The 23040-nt window shown below is 70.9% G+C and carries 18 protein-coding genes and 1 pseudogene; 10 read left to right on the forward strand and 9 right to left on the reverse strand.

Annotated features, from left to right (window positions below):
- Nucleotides 1–215 precede the first annotated feature (215 nt).
- Together ACWDZ7_RS23080 and ACWDZ7_RS23085 are read left to right on the forward strand one after the other, a co-directional pair.
- A complete protein-coding gene (locus ACWDZ7_RS23080; protein ID WP_451519560.1) occupies nucleotides 216–1415 on the forward strand; it encodes a hypothetical protein in 1200 nt (399 codons plus the stop codon).
- 11 nt (nucleotides 1416–1426) lie between these two features.
- A complete protein-coding gene (locus ACWDZ7_RS23085) occupies nucleotides 1427–2023 on the forward strand; it encodes a hemerythrin domain-containing protein (protein ID WP_451799375.1) in 597 nt (198 codons plus the stop codon).
- Nucleotides 2024–2097: 74 nt separating this feature from the next.
- Here the strand turns inward: ACWDZ7_RS23085 and ACWDZ7_RS23090 are convergent, their stop codons facing one another.
- Genes ACWDZ7_RS23090 through ACWDZ7_RS23115 form a run of 6 tightly spaced genes read right to left on the reverse strand, consistent with a single transcriptional unit; the run spans nucleotide 2098 to nucleotide 8147 of the window.
- Nucleotides 2098–3069: a fumarylacetoacetate hydrolase family protein gene (locus ACWDZ7_RS23090; protein WP_451799377.1), complete on the reverse strand. Its 972-nt coding sequence runs from the start codon at nucleotides 3067–3069 to the stop codon at nucleotides 2098–2100.
- A gap of 30 nt (nucleotides 3070–3099) precedes the next feature.
- The gene (locus tag ACWDZ7_RS23095; RefSeq protein ID WP_451799379.1) at nucleotides 3100–4035 is read right to left on the reverse strand and encodes a VOC family protein; all 936 of its coding nucleotides are present in this window, start codon (nucleotides 4033–4035) and stop codon (nucleotides 3100–3102) included.
- Between the two features lie 4 nt (nucleotides 4036–4039).
- Nucleotides 4040–5035, reverse strand: a complete 996-nt coding sequence (locus ACWDZ7_RS23100; RefSeq protein ID WP_451799380.1) for an amidohydrolase family protein — start codon at nucleotides 5033–5035, stop codon at nucleotides 4040–4042.
- A complete protein-coding gene (locus ACWDZ7_RS23105; RefSeq protein WP_451799381.1) occupies nucleotides 5032–6162 on the reverse strand; it encodes an FAD-dependent oxidoreductase in 1131 nt (376 codons plus the stop codon). The genes ACWDZ7_RS23100 and ACWDZ7_RS23105 overlap by 4 nt, the downstream gene beginning before the upstream one ends.
- Before the next feature lie 30 nt (nucleotides 6163–6192).
- Nucleotides 6193–7155 (reverse strand): cyclase family protein, encoded by a 963-nt coding sequence (locus ACWDZ7_RS23110; protein ID WP_451799383.1) that lies wholly within the window; start codon nucleotides 7153–7155, stop codon nucleotides 6193–6195.
- The gene (locus ACWDZ7_RS23115; RefSeq protein WP_451799384.1) at nucleotides 7152–8147 is read right to left on the reverse strand and encodes a fumarylacetoacetate hydrolase family protein; all 996 of its coding nucleotides are present in this window, start codon (nucleotides 8145–8147) and stop codon (nucleotides 7152–7154) included. The genes ACWDZ7_RS23110 and ACWDZ7_RS23115 overlap by 4 nt, the downstream gene beginning before the upstream one ends.
- A gap of 150 nt (nucleotides 8148–8297) precedes the next feature.
- Here ACWDZ7_RS23115 and ACWDZ7_RS23120 point away from each other — a divergent pair, with 150 nt between their 5' ends.
- Nucleotides 8298–9272: a LysR family transcriptional regulator gene (locus ACWDZ7_RS23120; protein ID WP_451799386.1), complete on the forward strand. Its 975-nt coding sequence runs from the start codon at nucleotides 8298–8300 to the stop codon at nucleotides 9270–9272.
- 36 nt (nucleotides 9273–9308) lie between these two features.
- A complete protein-coding gene (locus tag ACWDZ7_RS23125) occupies nucleotides 9309–10949 on the forward strand; it encodes a class I adenylate-forming enzyme family protein (protein WP_451799387.1) in 1641 nt (546 codons plus the stop codon).
- Between the two features lie 1153 nt (nucleotides 10950–12102).
- Here the strand turns inward: ACWDZ7_RS23125 and ACWDZ7_RS23130 are convergent.
- The gene (locus ACWDZ7_RS23130; protein WP_451799388.1) at nucleotides 12103–12966 is read right to left on the reverse strand and encodes an NAD(P)-dependent oxidoreductase; all 864 of its coding nucleotides are present in this window, start codon (nucleotides 12964–12966) and stop codon (nucleotides 12103–12105) included.
- A gap of 148 nt (nucleotides 12967–13114) precedes the next feature.
- On the opposite strand from ACWDZ7_RS23130, the gene ACWDZ7_RS23135 reads away from it, so the two are divergent.
- A complete protein-coding gene (locus ACWDZ7_RS23135; protein ID WP_451799389.1) occupies nucleotides 13115–13699 on the forward strand; it encodes a CGNR zinc finger domain-containing protein in 585 nt (194 codons plus the stop codon).
- A gap of 9 nt (nucleotides 13700–13708) precedes the next feature.
- On the opposite strand, the gene ACWDZ7_RS23140 is transcribed toward ACWDZ7_RS23135, so the two are convergent.
- Both ACWDZ7_RS23140 and ACWDZ7_RS23145 read right to left on the reverse strand, forming a co-directional pair.
- Complete coding sequence (locus ACWDZ7_RS23140; RefSeq protein WP_451799390.1) at nucleotides 13709–14068, reverse strand: hypothetical protein; 360 nt, start codon at nucleotides 14066–14068, stop codon at nucleotides 13709–13711.
- Nucleotides 14058–15827 carry a hypothetical protein gene (locus ACWDZ7_RS23145; RefSeq protein WP_451799391.1) on the reverse strand — a complete coding sequence of 590 codons (1770 nt, stop codon included), beginning with the start codon at nucleotides 15825–15827 and terminating at the stop codon, nucleotides 14058–14060. Before ACWDZ7_RS23145 ends, ACWDZ7_RS23140 begins: the two co-directional genes overlap by 11 nt.
- 360 nt (nucleotides 15828–16187) lie before the next feature.
- On the opposite strand from ACWDZ7_RS23145, the pseudogene ACWDZ7_RS23150 reads away from it, so the two are divergent.
- The 5 genes and pseudogenes from ACWDZ7_RS23150 to ACWDZ7_RS23170 all read left to right on the forward strand — a co-directional run bounded on the left by ACWDZ7_RS23150 (nucleotide 16188) and on the right by ACWDZ7_RS23170 (nucleotide 23039).
- Nucleotides 16188–17492 (forward strand): annotated as a pseudogene (locus tag ACWDZ7_RS23150) (winged helix DNA-binding domain-containing protein).
- Nucleotides 17493–17568: 76 nt separating this feature from the next.
- Nucleotides 17569–19110 (forward strand): AMP-binding protein, encoded by a 1542-nt coding sequence (locus tag ACWDZ7_RS23155; protein ID WP_451799392.1) that lies wholly within the window; start codon nucleotides 17569–17571, stop codon nucleotides 19108–19110.
- 487 nt (nucleotides 19111–19597) lie between these two features.
- Nucleotides 19598–19825 carry a type A2 lantipeptide gene (locus ACWDZ7_RS23160; RefSeq protein ID WP_451799393.1) on the forward strand — a complete coding sequence of 76 codons (228 nt, stop codon included), beginning with the start codon at nucleotides 19598–19600 and terminating at the stop codon, nucleotides 19823–19825.
- A gap of 107 nt (nucleotides 19826–19932) precedes the next feature.
- On the forward strand, nucleotides 19933–20739 hold the full coding sequence (locus ACWDZ7_RS23165; protein WP_451799394.1) for an HlyD family efflux transporter periplasmic adaptor subunit: 807 nt from the start codon (nucleotides 19933–19935) through the stop codon (nucleotides 20737–20739).
- Nucleotides 20736–23039: an NHLP family bacteriocin export ABC transporter peptidase/permease/ATPase subunit gene (locus ACWDZ7_RS23170; protein WP_451799396.1), complete on the forward strand. Its 2304-nt coding sequence runs from the start codon at nucleotides 20736–20738 to the stop codon at nucleotides 23037–23039. The genes ACWDZ7_RS23165 and ACWDZ7_RS23170 overlap by 4 nt, the downstream gene beginning before the upstream one ends.
- Nucleotide 23040 lies beyond the last annotated feature (1 nt).

Raw genomic sequence — 23040 nt, forward strand, 5'->3', positions numbered from 1 at the left:
CGCCGGTACGGGTACTGAGTTACGGCGCGAGCGACGCAACCGGCGCAAGCGGCCCACACGGCCGCACCGGACGAGTCAATTGTCGCGCTCGGTCGACCCGGTCCGCCACGCGAGGGGAAGGCATCGACCGCGCGGGCGTTCCGCCGATCCCGGGGGGTGGATCGCCGACGCACGGGTACCCCGCCCCCTACATCTCTCACCGAGGAGAGCAAGCGATGACCTTCAACCCATTGGAGCAGCGGGGCATCCCGCTGGACCGTCAGCTCCGCAGCTGGCGTGAGCTGAACGTCCAGCCGATCGACCCGGACCACTGTGACCCGTACACCCGGTGCCGGATCATCACGATGAACGGCATCGAGGTCGAGGCGATCCTGTTCAGCCATCAACTGGCCCGCAACACCGTGGACCCGGAGGTGAAGCGGAAGCTGGCGCGGGTGCGGTACATCGAGGCGCAGCAGCAGAAGGCGGTGAACTGGCTGCTGCCCGGAGTCTCGTCCGTCCTGGAGACGACGATCGCCTACGAGCAGGTGGCCGTCGACCTCACCGCGTGGATCGCCCGCATGGAGCCGGACCCGTATCTGAAGCAGGCGTACCAGTTCGGCGTCCTGGAGGACTTCGACCACCTGTACCGGTACGCGAACCTGTACGAGATGATCGAGCACCGCAAGGCGGACGCGATCGTCGACGGGCTGACGGAGGTCATGCCGGGCCGCCCGACGAAGTACCACCACCGCGACCCGTTCGACAACGTCCGCGACCCGTACGACAAGGACACCACCGACCCGCTGTCCAAGCTGCACGCGCTGACCGTGATGTCGGCGGAGCAGCAGACGATGAACTTCTACATGAACACCGGCCCCACCTACATGGAGCCGATCGCCCGCCAGCTCTACCAGGAGATCGGGCTCATCGAGGAGGAGCACGTCACCCACTACGAGTCGCTCGTCGACCCCGGCGAGACGTGGTGGGAGCAACTGGTCAACCACGAGTACAACGAGTGCTACCTGTACTACTCCTTCATGGAGCAGGAGAGCGACCCCAAGGTCAAGGCGATCTGGGAGCTGCACCTGAACATGGAGCTGGAGCATCTGCACGCCGCCTGCGACCTGATGCGGCGCCACGACGGACGCGACCCGGAGTCGGTGCTCGCGCCGCAGCTGCCGAACGTGCTCACCTTCGAGCCGAACAAGGCGTACCTGCGCGAGCTGCTCGACACGCAGATGGACCTGACCACGCTCGGCGCCGGTTACGTCCGTGAGGCGCACGAGCGGTTCGAGGCGATGCAGGAGCGGATCCACGGCGGCGAGAAGCCGCCGAGCGAGCGGGTGATGGCCCAGCACGACGAGATGTTCGGGCGCGAGTACCGGTCCGAGACCGAGGGCGAGCACCCCGACCCCGCGATGCGCGAGAAGTGAGGGGCCCGCAGATGTCCGAGCTTCACACACCCCAGGCCGGGGACGACCGCGCGGCGGACACCGACGTGGTCTCGCTGCTGATGCGCCAGCACGGCGACATCCGCAACCTCTTCGACGAGGTGGAGGCGTGCACGGGCCAGGAACGGCGTGACGCGTTCCGTCGGCTGGTGCGTCTGCTCGCGGTGCACGAGACCGCCGAGGAAGAGGTCGTCCACCCCTTCGCGCGGCGTGGTCTGCCGGGCGGCGAGCAGGTCGTCGAGGACCGTCTCGCCGAGGAACGGGCCGCCAAGGAGATGCTCGCCGCGCTCGACGACGCCGACACGGACGATCCGAAGTTCCTGCCGCAGCTGATGAAGCTGCGCAAGGACGTCCAGGAGCACGCCCGAGCCGAGGAGCGCTACGAGTTCACCCACATCCGGCGCCGGACGGACGAGGCGAACCTCGCCGCCATGGCCAAGGCCGTCAAGGCGGCGGAGGCCATGGCCCCGACCCGCCCCCACCCGGGGGTGGAGTCCGGCGCGGCCAACATGGCGCTCGGCCCGGTCGCCGCGCTGATGGACCGCACGAAGGACGCCGTGCGCAAGGCGATGGGCAAGGACAAGGCGTGACACCTGGCCGGGCGGCGCGGCCCTGACCGGCCCGGTCTCCGCGAGCGGCGTTCCGCTCCCGGGGCCGAGGCCGCTCAGGGCCGCTCACGGGGCCGCCGGCGCCCTGCCGGGACCGGGACCGGCGCCGGGCCGGGGACGACGGTGTTGGTGAGCGTGCCGATGCCCTCGACGGTGAGCGACACGGTGTCGCCGGGCCGCAGCGGCGGAGGGTCCTGCTCGCCGCGCGGCCCCCACAGTTCGGCGAGGCAGCCGCCGTTGCCGCAGGTGCCGGAGCCGAGGACGTCGCCGGGCACGACCCGGGTGCCGCGCGAGGCGTAGGCGGCCATCTCCTCGAAGGTCCAGCTCATGTTGGACAGCAGATCCTCGCCGACCACCCGTCCGTTGACCTCGGCGGTCAGGGCCAGCCGCAGGAAGCCGTCGGCCCGGCGGTACGCGTCCACCTCGTCGGCGGTGACGAGGCAGGGGCCGAGCGTCGTCGCGGTGTCCTTGCCCTTGCAGGGCCCGAGCCCGACCTTCATCTCGGCGGACTGGAGGTCACGGGCCGACCAGTCGTTGAAGACCGTGTAGCCGACGATGTGGTCGCGGGCCCGTTCCGGCGTGAGGTCGCGCCCCTCGCGGCCGATCACCGCGCCGACCTCCAGCTCGAAGTCGAGGGCGGTGGAGCCGGGCGGCACCGGCACGCCGTCGTGCGGACCGAGGACGGCGTGCGGATTGGCGAAGTAGAACGTCGGCGCCGCGTACCACTGCTCGGGCACCCCGGCGACACCGTCCACGGACCGGCGTACGCCCTCCACATGCTCCTCGAACGTCACGAAGTCCCGTATGGAGGGCGGTTGCAGGGGAGCGAGCAGCCGTACTTCGCCGACATGGGGCCCGGGTGGCGCGGCCAGGGCCGGGGCGCCCGCGGCGAGCAGCCCGGCCAGCCCGTCCGTCTCCGTGAGCAGGGCGGTGAGGGAGGTGACGCCGGGCAGTGGGAACAGCGCGCCGTCCTCCCCGACGACGGCCACCCGGCGGCGGCCTTGATGCTCGTAAGCGGCGAAACGCAAGGTATGGCTCCCTCGGAAGAGACGGGTTGCTCAGACGGGCGGGGCGACGAAGACGCCGCGGTCGGGGTCGTTGAAGGACTCCTTCGCGATCAGCTCGTTCATGGGGTTGGCGGTGCCCCACTGGTCGGTGACCTCGGGGCGGGAGAAGTCGTAGACGTGGGGGTGCCAGGTGTCCTCGTCGAGGTTCTCCAACTCGGTGGTGTACTCCACCGTGTTGCCGTGCGGATCGAGGAAGTACGTGAAGGTGTTGTCCCCGGCCATGTGGCGGCCTGGCCCCCAGATCTTCCTGAACCCGGCGCGCATGACACGCCCGGAGCCGCGCATGTACTCGTCGATGCCGCGCATCTCGAAGGAGATGTGGTGCAGCGCGGTGTGCGGCCCTCGCGCGATCGCCATGGAGTGGTGCTGGTCGCTGATGCGCATGAAGTGCATGACCTCGCCCATGTGCGGCGAGCTGAGGGTGTCGGAGAGCCGGAACCCGAGATGACGCTCGTACCACCGCCGAGTCCGGTCGAGATCGGGGGAGTTGAGGACGACGTGGGAGAGCTTGACCGGGATCGACTCCTTCTCCTCGATCTTGCGGTGCCGCCTCGCCTCGACGTCGGCGGAGACCTCGATGGTGCGGCCGTCGACGTCGAAGAAACGGAAGCCGTACCCGCCGCCCGGGGTGTCGACCCGGCCCGGCCGGCTGATCAACTCCACGCCTCCGGCGAGGAGTTCCTCGGCGAGCGCGTCGACGCCGGCCGGGCTCGCGGCTCCGTACGAGACGAGGTCGAGGCGCTTCTCGTCGGCCTTCCGCAGCCGCACGACGTACTGCTCGGGGGAGCCCTCGGCCGCCAGGAAGGAGATGCCGGAGTCCTCGGCGACCTTGGTCAGGCCCCAGACGCCCGCGTAGAAGTCGAGCTGCTTGTCGTAGTCGGGCACGGCGAGGTCGACGTGCCGCAGATGGGTGAGAAGGCGGTGCATGAGGTCAGTCCTTCCGGAGGAGGGCGACGGCGTTGGCGCCGCGCACGGAGTGGAAGTCGGCGTCGGCCAGGTGCGCGGAACGCAGCGCGCCGACCGGGTCCTCGGTGCCCATGTCGAACGGGAAGTCGGACCCGAGCAGCACCCGGTCCGCTCCCGCCACCCGCACCAACTCTCGGAGCGCGCACGGGTCGTGGACCAGCGAGTCGAAGTAGAGGCGCTTGACGTAGCTGCTCGGTGTCTCGCGGCAGCCCCGCGCGTCGGGGCGTGCGCGCCAGGCGTGGTCGGCGCGGCCGATGTGGGTGGGCAGATAGCCACCGCCGTGCGCCGCGATCAGCTTCAGGCCGGGGTGGCGGTCGAGTACGCCGGAGAAGATGAGGTGCGAGAGCGCGACGGCGTTCTCGGCGGGCTGGCCGACGGAGTTCGACAGGTACCACTGGTCGAGGCGTTCGTCGAGCGTGCACCCGAAGGGGTGCAGGAAGACGATGGCGCCGGTCTCCTCCGCACGGGACCAGAAGGGCTCGTAGGCGGGATCGGACAGCTCACGCCCCGGGGCGTGACTGGATATCTCCACTCCGGCCAGCCCTTGCCGCAGGGCGTGGTCGAGCGCGCGCGGGGCGTGCCCGGGGTGCTGGAGCGGTACGAGTCCGAGGCCGCGCAGCCGGTCGGGCGCGGCCGAACAGTGCGCGGCGGTCGCCTCGTTGGCCAGCCGGTACACCTTCTCGGCCGTGTCCTGGTCCGCCCAGTAGTGATAGTGGGAGGGCGAGGGGCTGACCAGCTGTACGTCCACGCCCTGGGCGTCCATCGCGGCCAGGCGCACGGCCGGGTCGGTCAGTCGCGTGAAGCGCTCGCGGACCATGGGGCCGTTGACCGCGAGCGCGGCCGGGCCGTTGCGGCGGGCGTCCAGGTCGCGCGCCTCGGCGAGCCCCGGCTGCCCCTCGACCAGCGCCTCGATCCCGGGCAGCAGGACGTGGGCGTGCACGTCCACGGTGGGCCCGCTCACGGCAGCTCCCGGAGCATGGTCATGGTGCGGCCCATCAGGCCGGGCACGTCGGCGTCGCGCACGCCGTCGAGCTGCCACTGCCCGATCCGCACGGACGCCTCGACGACCGGCCGTACGCGCTGCATCCGCCGCCCGTAATAGGTCTGGAGCAGCGCGTCGTCCCAGGTCGCGGCGGAGGTCAGCAGCTGCGCGAGCACCCAGGCGTCCTCCAGGGACAGGGCGGCGCCCTGCGCGAGGGTGGGCGGGCAGCAGTGCGCGGCATCACCGGCGAGGACGACCCGGCCGCGGTGCCAGGAGCCCTCGACGAGCATCCGGTCGAACCACGTGTAGTTCACCTGCGCCGGGTCGGTGATGTGCTCGCTGATCTCGGGCCAGAAGCCGCCGTAGGCCGAGGCCAGCCGGCGCATCTCGTCCGCGTACGACTCGGACGGCAGGCAGGCGCGGTCGCGGTTGGCCTCGACGACGAAGGCGTACAGGGTGCTCTCGCCGGTGGGGCAGTAGCCGGCGATGTAGGCGGGGCCGCCGTAGGTCAGGCCGGCGCGGGTGACGCCGGCCGGGCGAGGGGCGGCGACGCGCCAGATGGCCATGCCGGTGGGTTCGGGCACGGCGGTGATGCCGATGGCGGCGCGGGTGGCGGAGCCCAGGCCGTCGGCGGCGATGACGAGGTCGTAGCGGCCTTCGGTGCCGTCGGTGAACCGTACGGTGACGCCCCCGCTGTCCTGGTCCAGGGAGGTGGCCCGGGTGCCGAGCCGTACCCGGGCTCCGCTCGCGCGGACGGCGTCGATGAGGACGCGCTGCAACTGGGGGCGCCGCATGCCGACGGTGGCGGGCAGGTCGTCGCCGCCGGTGCGCAGGTCCTCGGCGACATGCAGCACGGTGCCGTCGGGGGCGGTGATACCGACGGCATCGAAGCCGAAGCCGGACGCCCGCACCCGCTCCCACACGCCCAGCTCGCGCAGGACGCGCAGGGCGTTGCCCTGGAGGGTGATGCCGGAGCCGGCGGTGGCGTTCCAGTCGTCCTTCGCCTCGATCAGGTCGACCGCGATCCCGGCGCGGCGCAGCAGGATCGTGACGGCGTTGCCGGCCGCGCCACCACCGACGACGAGGACAGTGCGGGATTGCCTCATAGGTTACCTTCAATTTCCTTGAATCTCCGCCTACTTGACGGCGACGGGGTTGACGGGTGAGCCGACGGCGCCGGTGATGGGCAGGGGAGCGGCGGTGAGCCAGAACGCGTACACGCCGTCGGCCGCGCAGTCGGCGGCCAGCGCGTCCAGGTCCCACATCTCGCCGATGAGCAGGCCGATGTGGGGGATGACGACCTGGTGCAGCGGCTGGAAGGCGTGCTCGAACTCGTTCGGCCGGACCTCGAAGCCCCAGGTGTCGGTGGCGATCGCCGCGATCTCGGTACGGTGCAGCCAGCCCGCCGTCGTGAACGACAGCCCCGGGGAGGGACCTCCGGCGTACTCGCCCCAGCCCTCCCGCCGCGCCCGCGCGAGCCGCCCCGTCCGCACCAGCACCATGTCGCCGCGCCCCACGGTCACGCCGTGCGCGGCGGCGGTCGCGGCCAGATGCGCCTCGGTGACGGCGAACCCGTCATCCAACTCGCCTCCATCACCCAGGACTTGACCGACGTCGAGCAGGACGCCGCGCCCGGCGACGTACGGGGCCATGTGCTCGATGCCGGTGACGAGGTCGCCGTCGGACGTCACGGTCGTCGCCGCGTCCCGGCCGTTCCACGCCTTGCCGTGGTCGAATATGTGGCCGAGCCCGTCCCACTGGGTCGAGCACTGCAACGGCATGGCGATCACGTCGTCGGCGCCGCCGAGGCCGTGCGGGAACCCCTGGTTGCCGAGCGCGGCGTCGGTGCCGGTGTCGAGCATGGTGTGCACGGGGTTGGTGCGGCGGCGCCAGCCCTTCTGCGGGCCGTCCATGTCGAAGCGCTGGGCGAGCGAGAAGCTGACGCCGGTCCTGACGAGCGCGGCGCCCTCGCGCCGCTTGGCCGCGTCGAGGAAGTTCAGCGTGCCGAGCCGGTCGTCCTCGCCCCAGCGTCCCCAGTTCGAGTACGCCTTCGCGGCCTCGGCGATGGCGCGCTCCGGGTCGTCGCGGTCGGGGGTCACGGCGCGACCTCGGCGACGCAGCGGGTGCGCTGCGCGCCGAGCCCGGTGATGGAGCCGTCCATGACGTCGCCGTCGCGCAGCAGCCGCCCCCAGTGCATGCCGTTGCCCGCCGGGGAGCCCGTCAACACCAGGTCGCCGGGGAGCAGTTGGGCCGTCTGCGAGGCGTACGCCACCACGCGGGCCACATTGAAGATCATGTCCTCGGTGGACTCGTCCTGCATGGTCTCACCGTTCAGCTTGAGTACGAGGCGCAGGTCGCCGGGGTCCGCGACCGACTCGGCGGGCACGATCCACGGGCCGAGCGGGGTGAACCCGGGGGCGTTCTTGCCGCGCAGCCAGTCGGTGCCGATCCGCGGCATGTCGCGGCGGAAGACGGTGGCGCGGTCGGTGAGGTCGTTGGCGACGGTGTACCCGGCGACGTACTCAAGGGCCTCGTCCACGGAGAGCCGGTGGGCCGGCCGGCCGATCACGGCGGCCAACTCCAGCTCCCAGTCCGGCTTCTCGGCCCACGAGGGCAGGACGACATCGTCGTACGGACCGGTGATCGCGCTCGGCAGCCCGATGAACACGTACGGCAGGCCCTCGGCGGCCCGCCGGTCCATGATCTCCGCGGCCTCGGCGCGCCGCTCCTCCTCGGGCCGCTCGTCACCGGGCGCCCGGTGGGCCACGTGCAGGTCGATGACGTGCTGCCGGTAGTTGGCGCCGGACTGGAACACCTGGCGCGGCTCGACGGGCGCGTGCACGCGGAAGTCCACCAGTGGCTCGCGCCCGGCGGTCCCGTCGGCGCCGAGGTCCCGCAGGCGCGGCAGGACGGCCTGCCAGTTCTCCAGGAGGCCCCGGACGCTCAACTGCTCGTCGTTCAGGGCGAGTCGTAGATCGAGCACCTGGGCGTCGGCGGTCACGAGGGCGGGGAACGGGCAGCCGTCCGGGACGGAGAGGGTCGCGAGGGCGAAGGGTCCGGCGAAGAGCGCGGACACGGGCTGAGATTTCACGGACGGGTCCTCCCGGTTGCGGTGGCACTAATCTGGACCCGCGACCCATGATCAGGGAAATAGATTGCGTGGATGACAGCCATCGATGGCGTGGATAACTCCTGTTCAGCGCCGCAGAAGGCGGACCGGCAGGCAAGCAGAGGGAAGCCCGTGAACCTGGCCCGACTGGACCTCAACCTCGTCGTAGCCCTGCGCGCCCTGCTGGAGGAGCGCAACGTCACCCATGCCGGGCAGCGCGTGGGGCTGAGCCAGCCCGCCATGAGCGCGGCCCTGGCCCGGCTGCGCCGCCACTTCGACGACGACCTGCTCGCCCGGGTCGGCGGCCACTACGAACTCACCGCGCTCGGCCAGGTGCTCCTGGACCGCACCTCCACCGCGTACGACCTGCTGGAGCGTCTCTTCGCCAGCCAGGCGGAGTTCGACCCGGCCAAGGAGACCCGTGAGTTCAAGCTGCTCGCGTCCGACTACGCCGTGTCCGTCTTCGGCGCGGAGCTCGCCCGCGTCGTGCACGAGGAGGCACCCGGCATCCGGCTGCGTTTCGCGCAGACGCCGACCACGGTGGTCGACGACACGGGCGCGCTGCTGAGCGCCGTCGACGGGCTGCTCATGCCGCACGGTGTGATCAGCGACTTTCCGGCCACCGACCTCTACGAGGACCGCTGGGTGTTCCTCGTGGCGCGGGACCACCCGAGCGTCGGGGAACGGCTCACCCGGCAGGACCTGGCGCGGCTGCCGTGGGTCACCTACCAGCGGACCTACGACGCCCCCGCCGTACGGCAGTTGGGCATGCTCGGCGTCGAGCCGCGCGTGGAGGTCTCCGTCGACAGCTTCCACCTGCTGCCGCTGCTGGTGACGGGCACCGGCCGCATCGCCCTCATCCAGTCCCGCCTGGCACACCTCCTCGCCCCGCTGGCTCCGGTCCGCCTCCTGGACCCGCCGTACGAGGCGGTCCCCCTCCGCGAGGCCCTGTGGTGGCACCCGGTGCATACGCACGACGCGGCCCACATCTGGCTACGGGAGACGGCGGCCGGGGTGGGCGGGCGGATGGCGTCCGGTGGGGATCACATCGCTCCCGGGCCGGGGCATGGTACTCCGTCGGCTGATGGCCGAAGTCACCCCCTGTGAGGTCACGGTCTCCGCGAGGCATGTTTGCATATGCCCATGATCGTTAACGCGCAGCAAACAAACGCGCAGCAAACATCCGAGCCGCGGACGTACGTGGACCGCATCCTGGAGCACTGGCACAAGGACGAGGACGCCGAGGCGCTCGTCCAGGGTGACCGGCGGCTGACCCGGGGAGAGGCTCGGCGGCGGCTGTTCAGGTTGGGGCACGCGCTGCGCGGGCGGGGGCTCGCGCCCGGCGACGGAGTGGGGCTGTTCCTGGCCAACCGCGTGGACTCCGTCCTGGTGCAGCTCGCGGTCCATCTCATCGGCTGCCGGGTCGTGTTCCTGCCGCCCGAGCCGGGGCCCGGCGAGCTGGCCGCGCTGGTCGAGCAGTCCCGGGCGCGCGCCGTGGTCACCGACCCGCTCTTCGCGGAGCGCGCCGCCGACGCCGCCGCCCGCAGCGTCCACGCCCCTGAGCTGCTCAGCCTCGGGCCGTGCGAACAGGAGTGCACGGACCTGCTGGCGCTGGCGGCCGAATGCCCGGATGTACGCCCCGACGGCGTGCCCGCCCCGGGAGCGGACGAGGCCGTCACCGTCCTCTACACCGGCGGCACCCTGGGCCGCCCCAAGCTCGCCGCGCACAGCCACCGGCTCTACGACGCGCTGGTGGACCTGGTGGAGGACGCCCCGCAGGACTCCCGCCCCACGGTCTTCCCGACCATGGACCCGGGCACGGACAGGGTGCTCGCCGCCACGCTGCTCACCCACGGCAGCGGCCACCTCACCTCGGTCCAGGCCCTGGTGACAGGGTCCGTCCTCGTCGTGCTGCCCGAGTTCGAAGCGGGCGCGGCGCTGGAGGTGCTGCGCGAGGAGCGGATCACCGCCACCATGTTCGTACCGCCCATGCTGTACGCGCTTCTCGACCACCCGGAGTGCGTGCCGGGCGCCCTCCCCGCGCTGCGGCGGATCGTCGTCGGCGGCGCGGCCTCCTCGCCCAGCCGGCTGCGGCAGGCGGTCGAGGTCTTCGGGCCGGTGCTCAGCCAGGGCTACGGGCAGTCGGAGGCGCTCGGCATCACCGCGTTCGGCGCGGAGGACCTCGCCTCGGAGGGAGCCAGGCGGCCCGAGCTGTGGCGCAGCTGCGGCCGCGCGATATCCGACACCGAGATCGAGATCCGCGGCGAAGGCGGCGCGGCGGCACTGCCCGCCCGGCAGGTCGGCGAGGTGTGCGTCCGGGGCGAGACGGTGATGCTCGGCTACTACGAGGACCCGGAGCGCACCGCGGAGGCGCTGCGCGACGGCTGGCTGCGGACCGGGGACATGGGGTATCTCGACGCCGAGGGGTACCTCTATCTCGTCGACCGGGCCAAGGACATCATCGTCACCGGCAGCACCAGCGACAACGTCTACTCCAGGGTCCTGGAGGACTTCCTGCTCACGCTGCCCGGCGTGCGCAACGCGGCGGCGCTCGGCGTGCCGGACGAGGAGTACGGAGAGGCCGTACAGATCTTCCTGGCCACGGCCGAGGACGCCGCCGTCGACCCGGACGCGGTCGGCGCGGCGGTGACCGCCGAGCTGGGAGAGCTGTACACGCCCCGGAAGACGGTACTGCTGAGCCGGCTGCCGACGACCAAGGTCGGCAAGGTGGACAAGAAGGCGCTGCGCGCCGCGTGGGTGAGCGCGGCTCCGGGTACGGCGTAGGTGCCGCTGCCGCCACAGGCCCCGGGCCGCCGCCCGCAGCCGGTCCCGCTGCTCGGCGCGTCCACCCCGTGCCCCAGCCTTTCACGCCAACCAAGACCATTCAGGTATCTCAGGCATGCCGGGTGTGAGGCCCCAACGGGCCAGGTCGTCCGAGATGAAGAGCGCGCCGGCCCGGACCAGGGCGACGGGCTATCCCACGTCAACCCCGTGCGCCCTGGCCAAGCCGTCGAGCCCCTCGGCCCAGCCCTGCCCGACCGCTCGGAGGTCGGCGGGTGGCTGGAAGGTCCAGGTGGCGGTGGCGCGACGTCCTGGCCTATGTCGAGGAACCGCAGTGCGTCCTCGGGCTGCTGCCAGGGGCCTGACTCGATGGCCTGGCGGGTCCATCGGCCGTACGCCACGAACCACAGCCGCTGGGTGGCCGGTATGCGCGTGATCACCGCGAGGTCGATCGCGGTGATCCCCGGTGCGACGGCGAAGCCCTCCTTGAGGGTGCCGATGACATTGGACCCCATGGCCGTCAGCCACCACAGGGCCCGGTCCCGTTTGGTCAGCGTCTTCAGCGCGGGGCGCCCGCTGGAGGTGACCCCGGGAGTCTGGTCCGGCAGAGAGTCGATGTCGTGCTGCCGCATCACCACGGACATCACGGAGCCCGGCGCGCTCGGCGCGGGCGAACATACCGAGACCCGCCAGGTGGAACGCCCTGGCCTCGGCCAGTGCCCAGGGCAGCCCCAGCTGCGGGGACCCGGGTACCGCCGGTGGGTGCGCAGGGGAGAAGGACTGCAGGTGCACGCTGGTCATCTGCTGCCGCAGTTCCCGTAAGTGCGTGATGGCCGGGTCCGGCGGCGCCCGCTGCTCAGTGCGGTAGAGGCATAGAGGGGCCCCATTCACGACGAGAGTGTCGTCCGCCCGCCGCCCATGTTCACGCGTGCCACCCGTGGCCCGACGGACGTCCGCACGCCCCTTGTCGAGACACGCACACTCAGTCCGGGCACACCGACGCGGAAACCGAAACCCATGGAGCCTCCCTTGTCTGCCGCGGGGAGTCTGTCACCACCCGCGCCCCCGCGAGCGCCGTTCCCACCGGCGTCTCGGTCCACCGAGCAAGCAGCAGCGGCTTCTCGTCCACGGACTTCAGCAAGTGTGGGGGCGGTGGTCACCTCGGTTGCTGTTCCGCGATGACCGCCCAGTCATCCGCCCCGCGACCGTCGGCGATGGCCTGATCGAAGACAGCCCGCAGCAACTGACCGATCGGGAGCGGCATGTTGTGGTCGATGGCCGCATCGAGCGCGAGGTGGAGGTCCTTGCGGCCCAGGACTGTCGTGAAGCCGGCCGGCTGGTAGATCCGTTCGGCGATCATCGACCCGTAGCCCGCGTAGACGGCACCCGGGAAGAGTGTTGAGGTCAGCAGTTCGACGAGCTGCCCAGAGTCGACACCGGCGCCTTCCGCCAGGCTGACAGCCTCGCCCAGTGACTGAATCGCGCAGGCGATCAGGTAGTTCCCGAGGATCTTCACGATGTTGGCCTGCTCCGGACGATCGCCGAGTCGCCACGTCCGCGAGCCGATTACGTCGAAGAACGGCTGCACGCGGTCGATCAGCTTGTCCTCACCGGCCGCAAGGATGTTGAGTGCCCCGGCTTCGGCGATCGGAACACGGCCGAAGACCGGTGCTGCGACGTACCCGACACCAGACTCAGCGTGCGCTGCGCCGACCCGGCGAGCCAGGCCGGCGCTCACCGTGGCGAGGTTGACGTGAACAGACCCGCCTGGGATCCGGGAGAGGACGCCGGAGTCGATGAACGTCTCGGCGACGGCCCGGTCATCGGACAGGACCGAGAAGACCACCGGTGAGCGCATGGCCTCCGAGATGGAGGCGGCACGACGGGCACCCGCCGCAACGAGTTGCTCCGCATGTGCGTCGGTGCGGTTCCACACCACGACGTCGTGACCGGCCTTCAAGAGGTTGCGTGCGATGGGTCTGCCCATCGCGCCCATACCGATGACCGCGATGCTGCACATGTAGAGCCCGCCCCTTCTGCTGAACCGCCTGAGATGGTTCAAGGATGTCATGGGGCTACCATCCTGTCGAACCGTCCAAGACGGTTCGACAGGTGTTGTCGCACTGCGGAGGTTGGAAGTGACCGAAGATGTACGGCGGGTGTTCCGGATGGACAACGAGGTCCTGGCGTTCCGATTCACCGCCACCGTCAGCGACAGAGCCGGCGCGCAGCCGAGAGAGCGGCTGACTGACCCCGCACGACTGAAGATGTGGCTGCGGGCCGCAGGGCTCGACGTCACAGACGTGTCGCCGACCGATCTGGAGGACGCCGTCGAACTGCGCGAGGCGATCTACCGAATCGGGTCGGCGATCGCCGCAGGTGAACAGTCGGACTCCAAGGATGTCCGCACTCTCAACACGGTCGCTGCCACTGGACACGCGAAGGCTGCGCTGGAACATGGTCGCGCGAAATGGCATCTGACGGACACGGCCCCTGTCGGTGACGCCCTCGGCGTCCTGGCCACGGATGCCATCCACATCCTCGGGGGCCCTGACCGCGGCCGCATCAAGAACTGCGAAGGCCCCGGATGCGCGGGGCTCCATCTCGACACCAGCCGCGGAGCCAACCGCCGTTGGTGCTCCATGAACACCTGCGGCAACAAGGTCAAGAAGTCACGACTCGTGCCACGAGCTGACCCGACAACGCCGCGATCAGAGCCGGCCGTCAACAACGTCATGACCCGCGACAGGTAGCCCCGGCTGTCACATGCCAAGCAGACCGGCGACGGTTCCCGCCGAGGTCAGCACGGTGGTCAGGGAGGCCGCGTCGGCGAGGAGTTCGCGCAGGCGCCGCAGGCGGCTGTCGCCCGCGCTCCCGGTGCGGGTGATCTCGTCCTCGGCGTCGGCCAGGGCCCCGTCGAGCTCCGCGGTCTGTTCGGTCGCCCGCGTCCTGGACAGGTCGGCTCTCAGCTCCCGGAGGGCGGCGAGCAGCCGTTCGGTGCCGTCGTCGTACGACGGAGCGGTCCCGTGGTAGCTCCTGGCGTCCGCGTGGCTGCCGATGGCGAACGTGCTGCCGGACACATCGCCGATGCGGACGTGGGGCTGAGGCTCTTCACTGGTCATTTCGGACGGGTCCTCCCTGCGGCGGTGTCTGCCCGCCGTTCGTCGTGGCGGCTCGCGTGGCCGTGGTGGCGGCTCGCGTGGCGGTGGCCCGGGCGTGGTTGCCGATGGCGAACGTGCTGCCGTCCACCGACTCGATGTTGACGCCGCCGTTGCTGATGTGGACGACCTTCTGGATGAACTCGTCCGTCTGGTAACCGGCTTCCGCGAGCGCTCCCTTCACGCCGTACGCGATGCGGTCCTGCACGCTCCTCAGGTAGCGGTCGACATCCATGGACTGGAAGAGCGAACCGCCCGGCTCCGCGGCGAGTTCGCGTACCGAGACTGCCGGGCCTTCGGGCGGCCCACCGCCGAAATCACCGATGAGCCGGCTCCAGCCACGGGCGGCGCGACGGGTGAGCGTGGCGAGGGCCTGTCCGGGCGCGCCGGCCGTGCGGGTGAGGATGTGGACCGCCTTGCCGAAGGCGTTCAGGTCGGCGAACCTGTAGGCCTGGTGATCGGCGTCCTTGAAGTCCGCACGCACGGGGAACAGAACATGCGGGGCCACCTCCAGCATCAGCATCCGGCCTTGTGTGTGGACACGTACGAAGACCGTCACGACCAGTTCCTCCTCCCAGCCGCCCACCCTGATCCGCAGGAAGTGCCGGCGCTTCTCGCCGCCCTCCTCGATCGCATGCGTTCGGTGCAGATTGAACGAGTACTGGTCGTACGGCGCGTCCTCACGGCGCGGCAGGCCGTCCGCCGGAAGGAACACGCACTCGTCGATCTGCAGCTGGCGCAGCCGGTCCCTTACGACCCGGCCCCCCCGCTCGGACGACTCGGGCACTTCGCGCAACTGCTCGAGGAACGGACGTATCGCGGCAAGGACCGTACCGTTCCCGATCGGCTGCCTCTCCTTCGCCGGATCCGGCCGCAGCTCGACCGCGAGGACCCAGGTGTCGTGCGCGGTGCCGGCACCACAGAACGGATGCGCCTCGTCGTACATGATCAGGGGGGCGTGCTGCTCAAGCCGGATGCGGTACTTGAGCAACTGCAACCGGCGATCGCCGATCCGCTCGGCCGGGTCGTTGGCCGCGTCCGGGAAGTGCCGCGGGGACAGCTCGCCCCGCAGCACGCGGGTGAAATGCACCTGCTGCCCGGCGACACACCCCGCCATCGCGAGCAGAGTGGCCAGCGCGAGCCACGCCTCCGGCGCGCTGACTCCGCTCTCCGGCAGCAGGAACTTCAAGATCTTGGGCAGGGAGTCACGTACAGAAGCCAACATGCCGCCGAACGCGCTGCCTTCGTCGGCCCCTCCGAAGCCGATGACCAGACTCGTGATCACGAGGTAGGCGAGGAGAAGTCGCCCGAACCAGCGGAGCAAGAAGGAGGGCAGGCGACGACGCCCCGGTGGGTCCGCGGAAGCGCCCCGTATTCGGCGTCCGAGAGTCAGCAGCAGTCCGGGGATCACCAGGATCAGCAACCACGAACCGGACGCCACAGCTCCGACCGCCAGCAGCCCCAGCACACTCCAGGCCCAGGCCAGCTCGACCTGACGGGCACGCAGGGCGTGGGCGAGGACCCGGGCGGCATCGAACCCGAGGGAAGGCGCCGCGACCCGATGGTCCATGAGGTACAGCTCGTCGATGACTCGGTCCCTGTACTCCGCCTCCAGATACGTCCCCGCGCAGAGCAGGCGGGTGGCCTCACTCGCGTACGGGGCGACGACCTGTGGCGGTGGAGTGGTCGGCGGGGGCGGCGGCGGTACGTGGGCGGTACTCATGACGTTCCTCCACGCTCAGGTTCGCCTCGGCCGCGGGGGAATCGGCGTGACGAGGCTCATGTGGAGGGCACAGCATAGGGTGACGGACGGACAGGGCCCGCCGAACCGCGCCGTACCAGCCAACTGCCCTACAACCGGCGGTTGTTGTATCGCGACGGATTTCAGCCCGCAAGTCGCTGCGCCGGCCGTGCTGCTGCTGTACGAGTTCTCCGCAGCGGCTGCGCTGTGCCGCGCCGGCGTTCACCGCGCGCAGGCTCCGCCGGGGCCGCGTGTCGGCGGGGGGTGTGTGGCGGGGTTCGGTCTCGCGTACCCCGCCCATCGCGGACCGCACGTGTCCGCAAGCCCCGCTGGCGTGCATCCATGACCAAGACGACCAGGGCCCTGAGAGGCACCGGCCCCGTGCTGGGGACGCACGCGCTCAACCGTGCCACGCTCGATCGGCAGCTCCTTCCGCGCCGCTCCCGCGATCTCTCCGTCAAGGACGCCGTCGCCCATGTCGTCGGCCTGCAGGCGCAGAACGTCAAACCGCCCTACTACGCCCTCGCCGCGCGCCTGGAGGACTTCGAACCGGCCGGGCTCTCCGCGCTGCTCGAAGCCCGCGAACTGGTCCGTATGGTCACGATGCGCTCCACCATCCATCTCCACACCGCCGACGACGCCCGGACGCTGCGGCCCTTCGTGCAGGACGCGCTCGAACGCGAGCTGGGAGTGTTCCGCGACGGCCTCGTCGGCGTCGACCTCCGGGAACTCGCCCGGATAGGCCGCGAGGCCGTCGAGGCGGAGCCCCGCACGATGAGACAGCTCCGCGAGGTGCTGCTCGTCCGGTGGCCCGGTGCCGACCCGCAGTCGCTCGCGATCGCCGTCCGCTGCGTGCTGCCGCTCGTCCAGGTGACCCCGCGCGGCCTGTGGCGACGCGGCGGACAGGTCGCGCTCACCACCGTCGAGCAGTGGCTGGGCGCGGCGACACCGCCGAGCCGCCGCCCGTACCGGCGTCCGCGCGAACGGCCGTGCGAACGCTGACGCCCACGCCCGACGCGCGCGGCGACACCGCCGAGCCGCCTTCCGAGTCGCCGTCCGAGCCACCGCCCTTGTCGGCGTCCGCGCGAACGGCCGTGCCCACGCCCGCGCCCGACGCCGCCGTCCTGCGCTATCTCGCCGCCTTCGGGCCCGCCTCCGTCAAGGACATGCGGACCTGGGCGCGGCTCACCCGGATGCGGGAGGTCTTCGAGCGGCTGCGTCCCCGGCTGCGGACGTTCCGCGACGGGAACGGCGTCGAACTGTTCGACCTGCCCGACGCGCCGCGCCCCGACGCGGACACCCCGGCTCCGCCCCGCTTCCTCCCCGAGTACGACAACCTTCTGCTCTCGCACGCGGACCGGTCCCGTGTCGTGCCCGTCGCCTACAAGGGGCGTACGTGGAAGGGGAATTACGCCTACTGCGTCTTCCTCCTGGACGGGTTCCTCGCCGGTGTGTGGCGGTTGGAGGAGGGCGGCGGGGGCGGCGGGGCCGTACTCACCATCGAGCCGTTCGGGAAGCCTGGCCGTGCCGAGCGGGAGGAGCTGACGCGGGAGGCCGCGGATGCTCACGCGGATCGCCGAGACCTCGTCCTCGTACGACATTCGCTTCGGCCCCGTCGTCGACGTCTGGCCCCGCGCCGGCGCGTGACGCCACGGCGTGGCAGGGGTAGAGAGACCCGCATCGCGAACTACAACCGTGGTTCCAGATGTCAGGAGAGAGAGCGATGCGGACACCGATGACCGTCACGGACTTCCTCGACCGGGCGGAGCTGGGTTTCGCTTCCAGCCCCGGCGTGATCGACGAGCCGCTCCAACCCGCTCCCGTCGTTCCCGAGTCGACGTACGGGCGTCTCGGCGAGCGGGTCCGGGCCTGGCAGGCCGGGCTCGACGCGCTGGGGGTCGGGGAGGGGGAGCGCGTGGCGGTGGTCAGCCATAATTCCGCCCGGCTCCTGGAGCTGCTGTTCGCTGTGCCGATGAGCGGCCGGATCTGTGTGCCCGTCAACTTCCGGCTCAAGCCGGAGGAGGTCGAGTACGTCGTACGGCAGAGCGGCGCCTCCGTCCTGCTCGTGGACCCGGAACTGGACGACGCGCTGTCGGGCGTCAAGGCACGTCACCGCTTCGTGCTCGGCGAGCGGACCGACGCCGAGCTGATGCGCTTCGGCGTCGAACCACGCCCCTGGGCGAACCCCGACGAGGACGCCACCGCCACCATCAACTACACGTCCGGGACCACCGCTCGCCCCAAGGGGGTTCAGCTGACCCACCGCAACATCTGGGTCAACGGGCTGACCTTCGGTCTCCACACCCGTGTGTGGGAGCGGGACGTCTACATGCACACGCTGCCGATGTTCCACTGCAACGGCTGGGGCATGCCGTTCGTGATGGCCGGGCTTGGTGTGAAGCAGGTGGTGCTGCGCAAGGTCGACGGCGCGGAGATCCTGCGCCGGGTGGAGGAGCACGGCGTCACGCTCATGTGTGGCGCGCCCGCCGTGTGGAACGCGGTGCTGGACGCGGCGGCGGCCTGGCGCGGTGAGGTGCCGGGCCGCGACCGGGTGCGGATCGTCTGCGCCGGCGCCCCGCCGCCGAGCAGGATGATCCAGCGCGTGGAGGCGGAGCTGGGCTGGGAGTTCACCCAGATCTACGGGCTCACCGAGACGTCCCCGCTGCTCACCTTCAACCGCGCCGCGCCCGCCGACGTGGCGCTGCCCGCCGAGGAGCGGGCCCGCAAGCTCTCCCGCGCCGGGCTGCCCGCGCTCGGGGTCAAGCTGAAGGTCTCCGACGCGGGCGAGGTACTGGCCCGCTCCAACGTCGTACTCGAAAGCTACTGGGAGAAGCCGCAGGAGACGGAGGCGGCGCTGGAGGACGGCTGGTTCCACACCGGCGACGGCGGCACCTTCGACGAGGCCGACGGCCATCTGACCATCTCCGACCGGAAGAAGGACGTGATCATCACGGGCGGTGAGAACGTCTCGTCGATCGAGGTGGAGGACACCGTCTTCAGCCATCCGGCGGTCGCCGAGGTCGCCGTCATCGGGGTGCCGGACGAGAAGTGGGGCGAGACGATCAAGGCCCTGGTGGTCCTCGCGGAGGGGGCGACGGCGCGGGAGGCGGACATCATCGCCCACTGCAAGCAGCGGATGGCCGGGTACAAGGCGCCGACGAGCGTCGAGTTCCGCGACGCCATCCCGCGCACCGCCACGGGCAAGGTGCAGAAGTTCAAGTTGCGGGAGCCGTACTGGGCGGGGCGCGACCGGGGCGTGAACTGACGACGCCTCCCATGCCTCCAATCCAATGCCGCCAATGCCGCCAATGCCGCCAACGCCGCCAACGCCGCCAACGCCTCCAATAAACCTGCACATCGAATACGCAGTCCGGTCACGCCATTCGGCACACACTCCGCGTGAATTCCCGTGCAACGGCCACGGAACGTGCTCCTCGACGCGAAAGTGTCCGATTTGTTGAAGGGAGTAACGTCGCGCCCCTGATTTCCTTCTGTGAATGTTGTGAAGGAGCTGCCGTCGCGCGGTGAAACCGCCTGCACGCAGCGGTGATTCGATGCCGCAACGGTGCCCGACCGGCGCTTCGTCGATTGGATGTACGAGCTGCGAACGTGCTTTGATCCTGGCCGACGCGGAATTCACGCATCAGGTTCCGTCGGGTTCCATCGCGTTCCGTCGTGTTCCGTCGTGTTCCGTTCGTGTTCCGCCGTGTTGAAAACACCTTTGCGACATTCATGAGAAGGGCAGCTCACACATGAACAACACCCCCCAGGTCGAGACCCTCGAAATCTCCGACGCCGACCTCGACAACGTCTCCGGCGGCCTCGTCGGCCAGGTCACGGGCAACGTCACCAGCACCGTTGACTCCATCGGCCCGGTCTCCGGCGTCGTGGCCGGCGTCGTCGGCACCGCCGAGAGCGCCACCGGCGTGAACACCGGCGTCGTCACGGGCCTGGCCTCGGGCCTGACCGCCGGTCTCTGAGCCTCAGCTCACCGAGACGCATGATCCGTGAGCCCCGGAACCACTGGTTCCGGGGCTCACGGACGCCACCGGCAAAGCCACAGGCCCAGGCCCAGTAAGGAAAGCCCGTGCAGTTCCGCCAACAGGCCCTGTCCAAGCTGCAGTCGCCCGAGGAACTCGACCTGCCGGTGCGCTACGCCCGCCCCCAGGGCCTCCTCGTCCTCGCCGTCACCCTCGTCGTCATGGCCGCCGCGGGCATCTGGGCCGTGACCGGCTCGGTCTCCTCGACGCTCCGCGCGCCCGGCATCCTCACGCATGGCCAGGGCAGTTACGTCCTCCAGAGCCCCGTCACCGGACAGGTGACCGGCGTCCTCGCCGAGGAGGGCGAGCGCCTCACCGCGGGCGCGCCCGTGCTCGAAGTCCGTACGGAGCGGGGCGGCAAGGTCGTACGCGCGATCGCCGCCGGCCGCGTGACCAGCCTCGTCGCCAGGATCGGCGCCGTCGTCACCACCGGCGCCGACGTCGCGACCCTGGAGCGCGTGGCGGGCACCGACGACCCGCTCCTCGCGATGCTCTACGTACCCGCCGACAGCGCGGCCACCGTCCCCGTCGGCGCCTCGGTGGACCTCACCGTCCAGTCCGTGCCCACGCGGGAGTACGGGACGCTGCGCGGCCGCGTGAAGGCGATCGGGCGGGCCGCGCAGACCCGGCAGAAGATCACGGGCTTCCTGGGCGACAAGGAACTGGCCGGACGGTTCACGGAGGACGGACCGCCCGTCGCCGTCCTCGTACGACTCGAAAAGTCCTCCGCCACCAAGTCCGGTTACGCGTGGTCGACCGCCGGAGGCCCGCCCTTCGCGCTCGACTCCATGACCCCGGCCACCGGCGCCTTCCACCTCGCCGAGCAGCGCCCGATCGATTGGCTGCTTCCGTGACCGCACCACACCCGAACCCGCGTCCGAACCCCTCCCCGGCGCACCAGAACCAGCTGCCACCCCCCGGCGGCCGTCGCAGGCACCGCCCCGAACCCCCACAGCGCGGCCGCCGCCGTCAGGCGCGGCGTCCCGCGCCGAAGAGCAAGCGGCAAAGGGCCGTCCGTACGCCCACCGTTCTGCAGATGGAGGCCGTGGAGTGCGGCGCCGCCGCCCTCGCCATGGTCCTCGCCCACCACGGACGGCACGTCCCACTGGAGGAGCTGCGCATCGCGTGCGGCGTCTCCCGTGACGGTTCGCGGGCCAGCAACGTCCTGAAGGCGGCGAGGAGTTACGGCCTGACGGCCAAGGGCATGCAGATGGAGCCTGCCGCGCTCGCCGAGGTCGAGGCGCCCGCGATCCTCTTCTGGGAGTTCAACCACTACGTCGTCTACGACGGCGCGGGGCGCCGCCTCGGCCGCCGGGGCGTGTACATCAACGACCCGGACAAGGGTCGCCGCTTCGTGCACTCGGAGGACTTCGACACCAGCTTCACCGGGGTCGTCCTGGTCCTCGAACCGGGGGAGGACTTCCGCCCCGGAGGCCGCAAGCCCGGCGTCCTCACAGCCCTCCCCGCGCGGCTGCGCGGCACCACGGGCACGATGCTCGCGGCCCTGCTGGCCAGTCTGCTGCTCGTCGCGGTCGGCGCGGCGCTGCCCGCGCTCAGCCGGACGTACATCGACCTGTTCCTGATCGGCCATCAGGCCTCCCTGCTCGGCGCGCTGTTCGCCTCGATGGGTGCGATGGTCGCGCTCACCGTCGTGCTGACCTGGCTGCAACAGGCCAACCTGCTGCGCGGCCGCATCATCTCCTCCACCCTCGGCAGCGCCCGCTTCCTGCGCCATCTGCTGCGCCTGCCCGTCACGTTCTACGCCCAGCGCAGCCCCGCCGACCTCGTGCAGCGCCTCGCGTCCAACGACGCCGTCGCCGAGACCCTGGCCCGCGACCTCACGGCCGCCGGGGTCGACGGCGTCGTCGTCCTCCTCTACGCGGCCCTGCTGTGGACGTACGATCCGCAGCTCACCCTCGTCGGCGTCGGCATCGCCCTGCTCAACATCGTGGCGATGCGCGTCGTCATCCGGCTGCGCGCCACCGGCACCCAGAAGCTGCGCGCCGACAGCGCCAGGCTCACCAACACCTCGTACACCGGCCTGCAGTTGATCGAGACCATGAAGGCCACCGGTGGCGAGAGCGGCTACTTCCGGCGCTGGGCGGGCCAGCACGCCACCACCCTGGAGGAGCAGCAGCGCCTCGGGGTGCCGAGCGCCTGGCTCGGTGTCGTCGCGCCGACGCTGGCGACCCTCAACAGCGCGCTGATCCTGTGGATCGGCGGCCTGCGCGCCGTCGAGGGGCATCTGTCGATCGGGCTGCTCGTCGCCTTCCAGGCCCTCGTCACCCGCTTCACCGCGCCGATCACCCGCCTGAACGGCGTCGCGGGCCGCATCCAGGACTTCGCCGCCGACGTCGCCCGCCTCAAGGACGTGGAGAACTTCCCCGTCGACACGCTCTACTCACGCCCCGAACCGGCCGCCGGCACCCGCCGCCTCAAGGGCCACGTCACCCTCGACGACATCACCTTCGGCTACAGCCCCCTCGACAAGCCGCTCCTGACCGGCTTCTCCCTGTCGGTCGGGCCGGGACAGCAGGTCGCGCTCGTCGGCGGGTCCGGCAGCGGGAAGTCGACCGTCTCCCGGCTGATCTCGGGCCTCTACAGCCCGTGGGAGGGCACGATCCGCATCGACGGGCAGCGTCTGGAGGACATCCCGCGCGGCGCGCTCGCCGCCTCCGTCTCCTTCGTCGACCAGGACGTCTTCCTCTTCGAGGGCACGATCCGTGACAACGTCGCCCTGTGGGACCCCTCCATCCCGGACGACGCCGTCACCGCCGCCCTCAAGGACGCCTGTCTGTACGAGGTCGTCGCCCGCAGGCCCGGCGGCATCCACGGCCGCGTCGAGCAGGACGGGCGCAACTTCTCCGGCGGGCAGCGCCAGCGCCTGGAGATCGCGCGGGCCCTCGTCCGCCGCCCCAGCGTCCTCGTGCTCGACGAGGTGACCAGCGCCCTGGACGCCGGGACCGAGCAGGTCATCATCGACAATCTGCGCCGCCGCGGCTGTGCCTGTGTCGTCATCGCCCACCGCCTGAGCACCGTGCGCGACAGCGACGAGATCGTCGTACTCGACCACGGCCGGATCGTGGAACGCGGACGCCACGAGCACCTCGTCGCCGCCGGCGGTCCCTACGCCGACCTGGTCAAGGAGCACTGAG

This window comes from Streptomyces sp. NPDC003032, assembly GCF_053591415.1.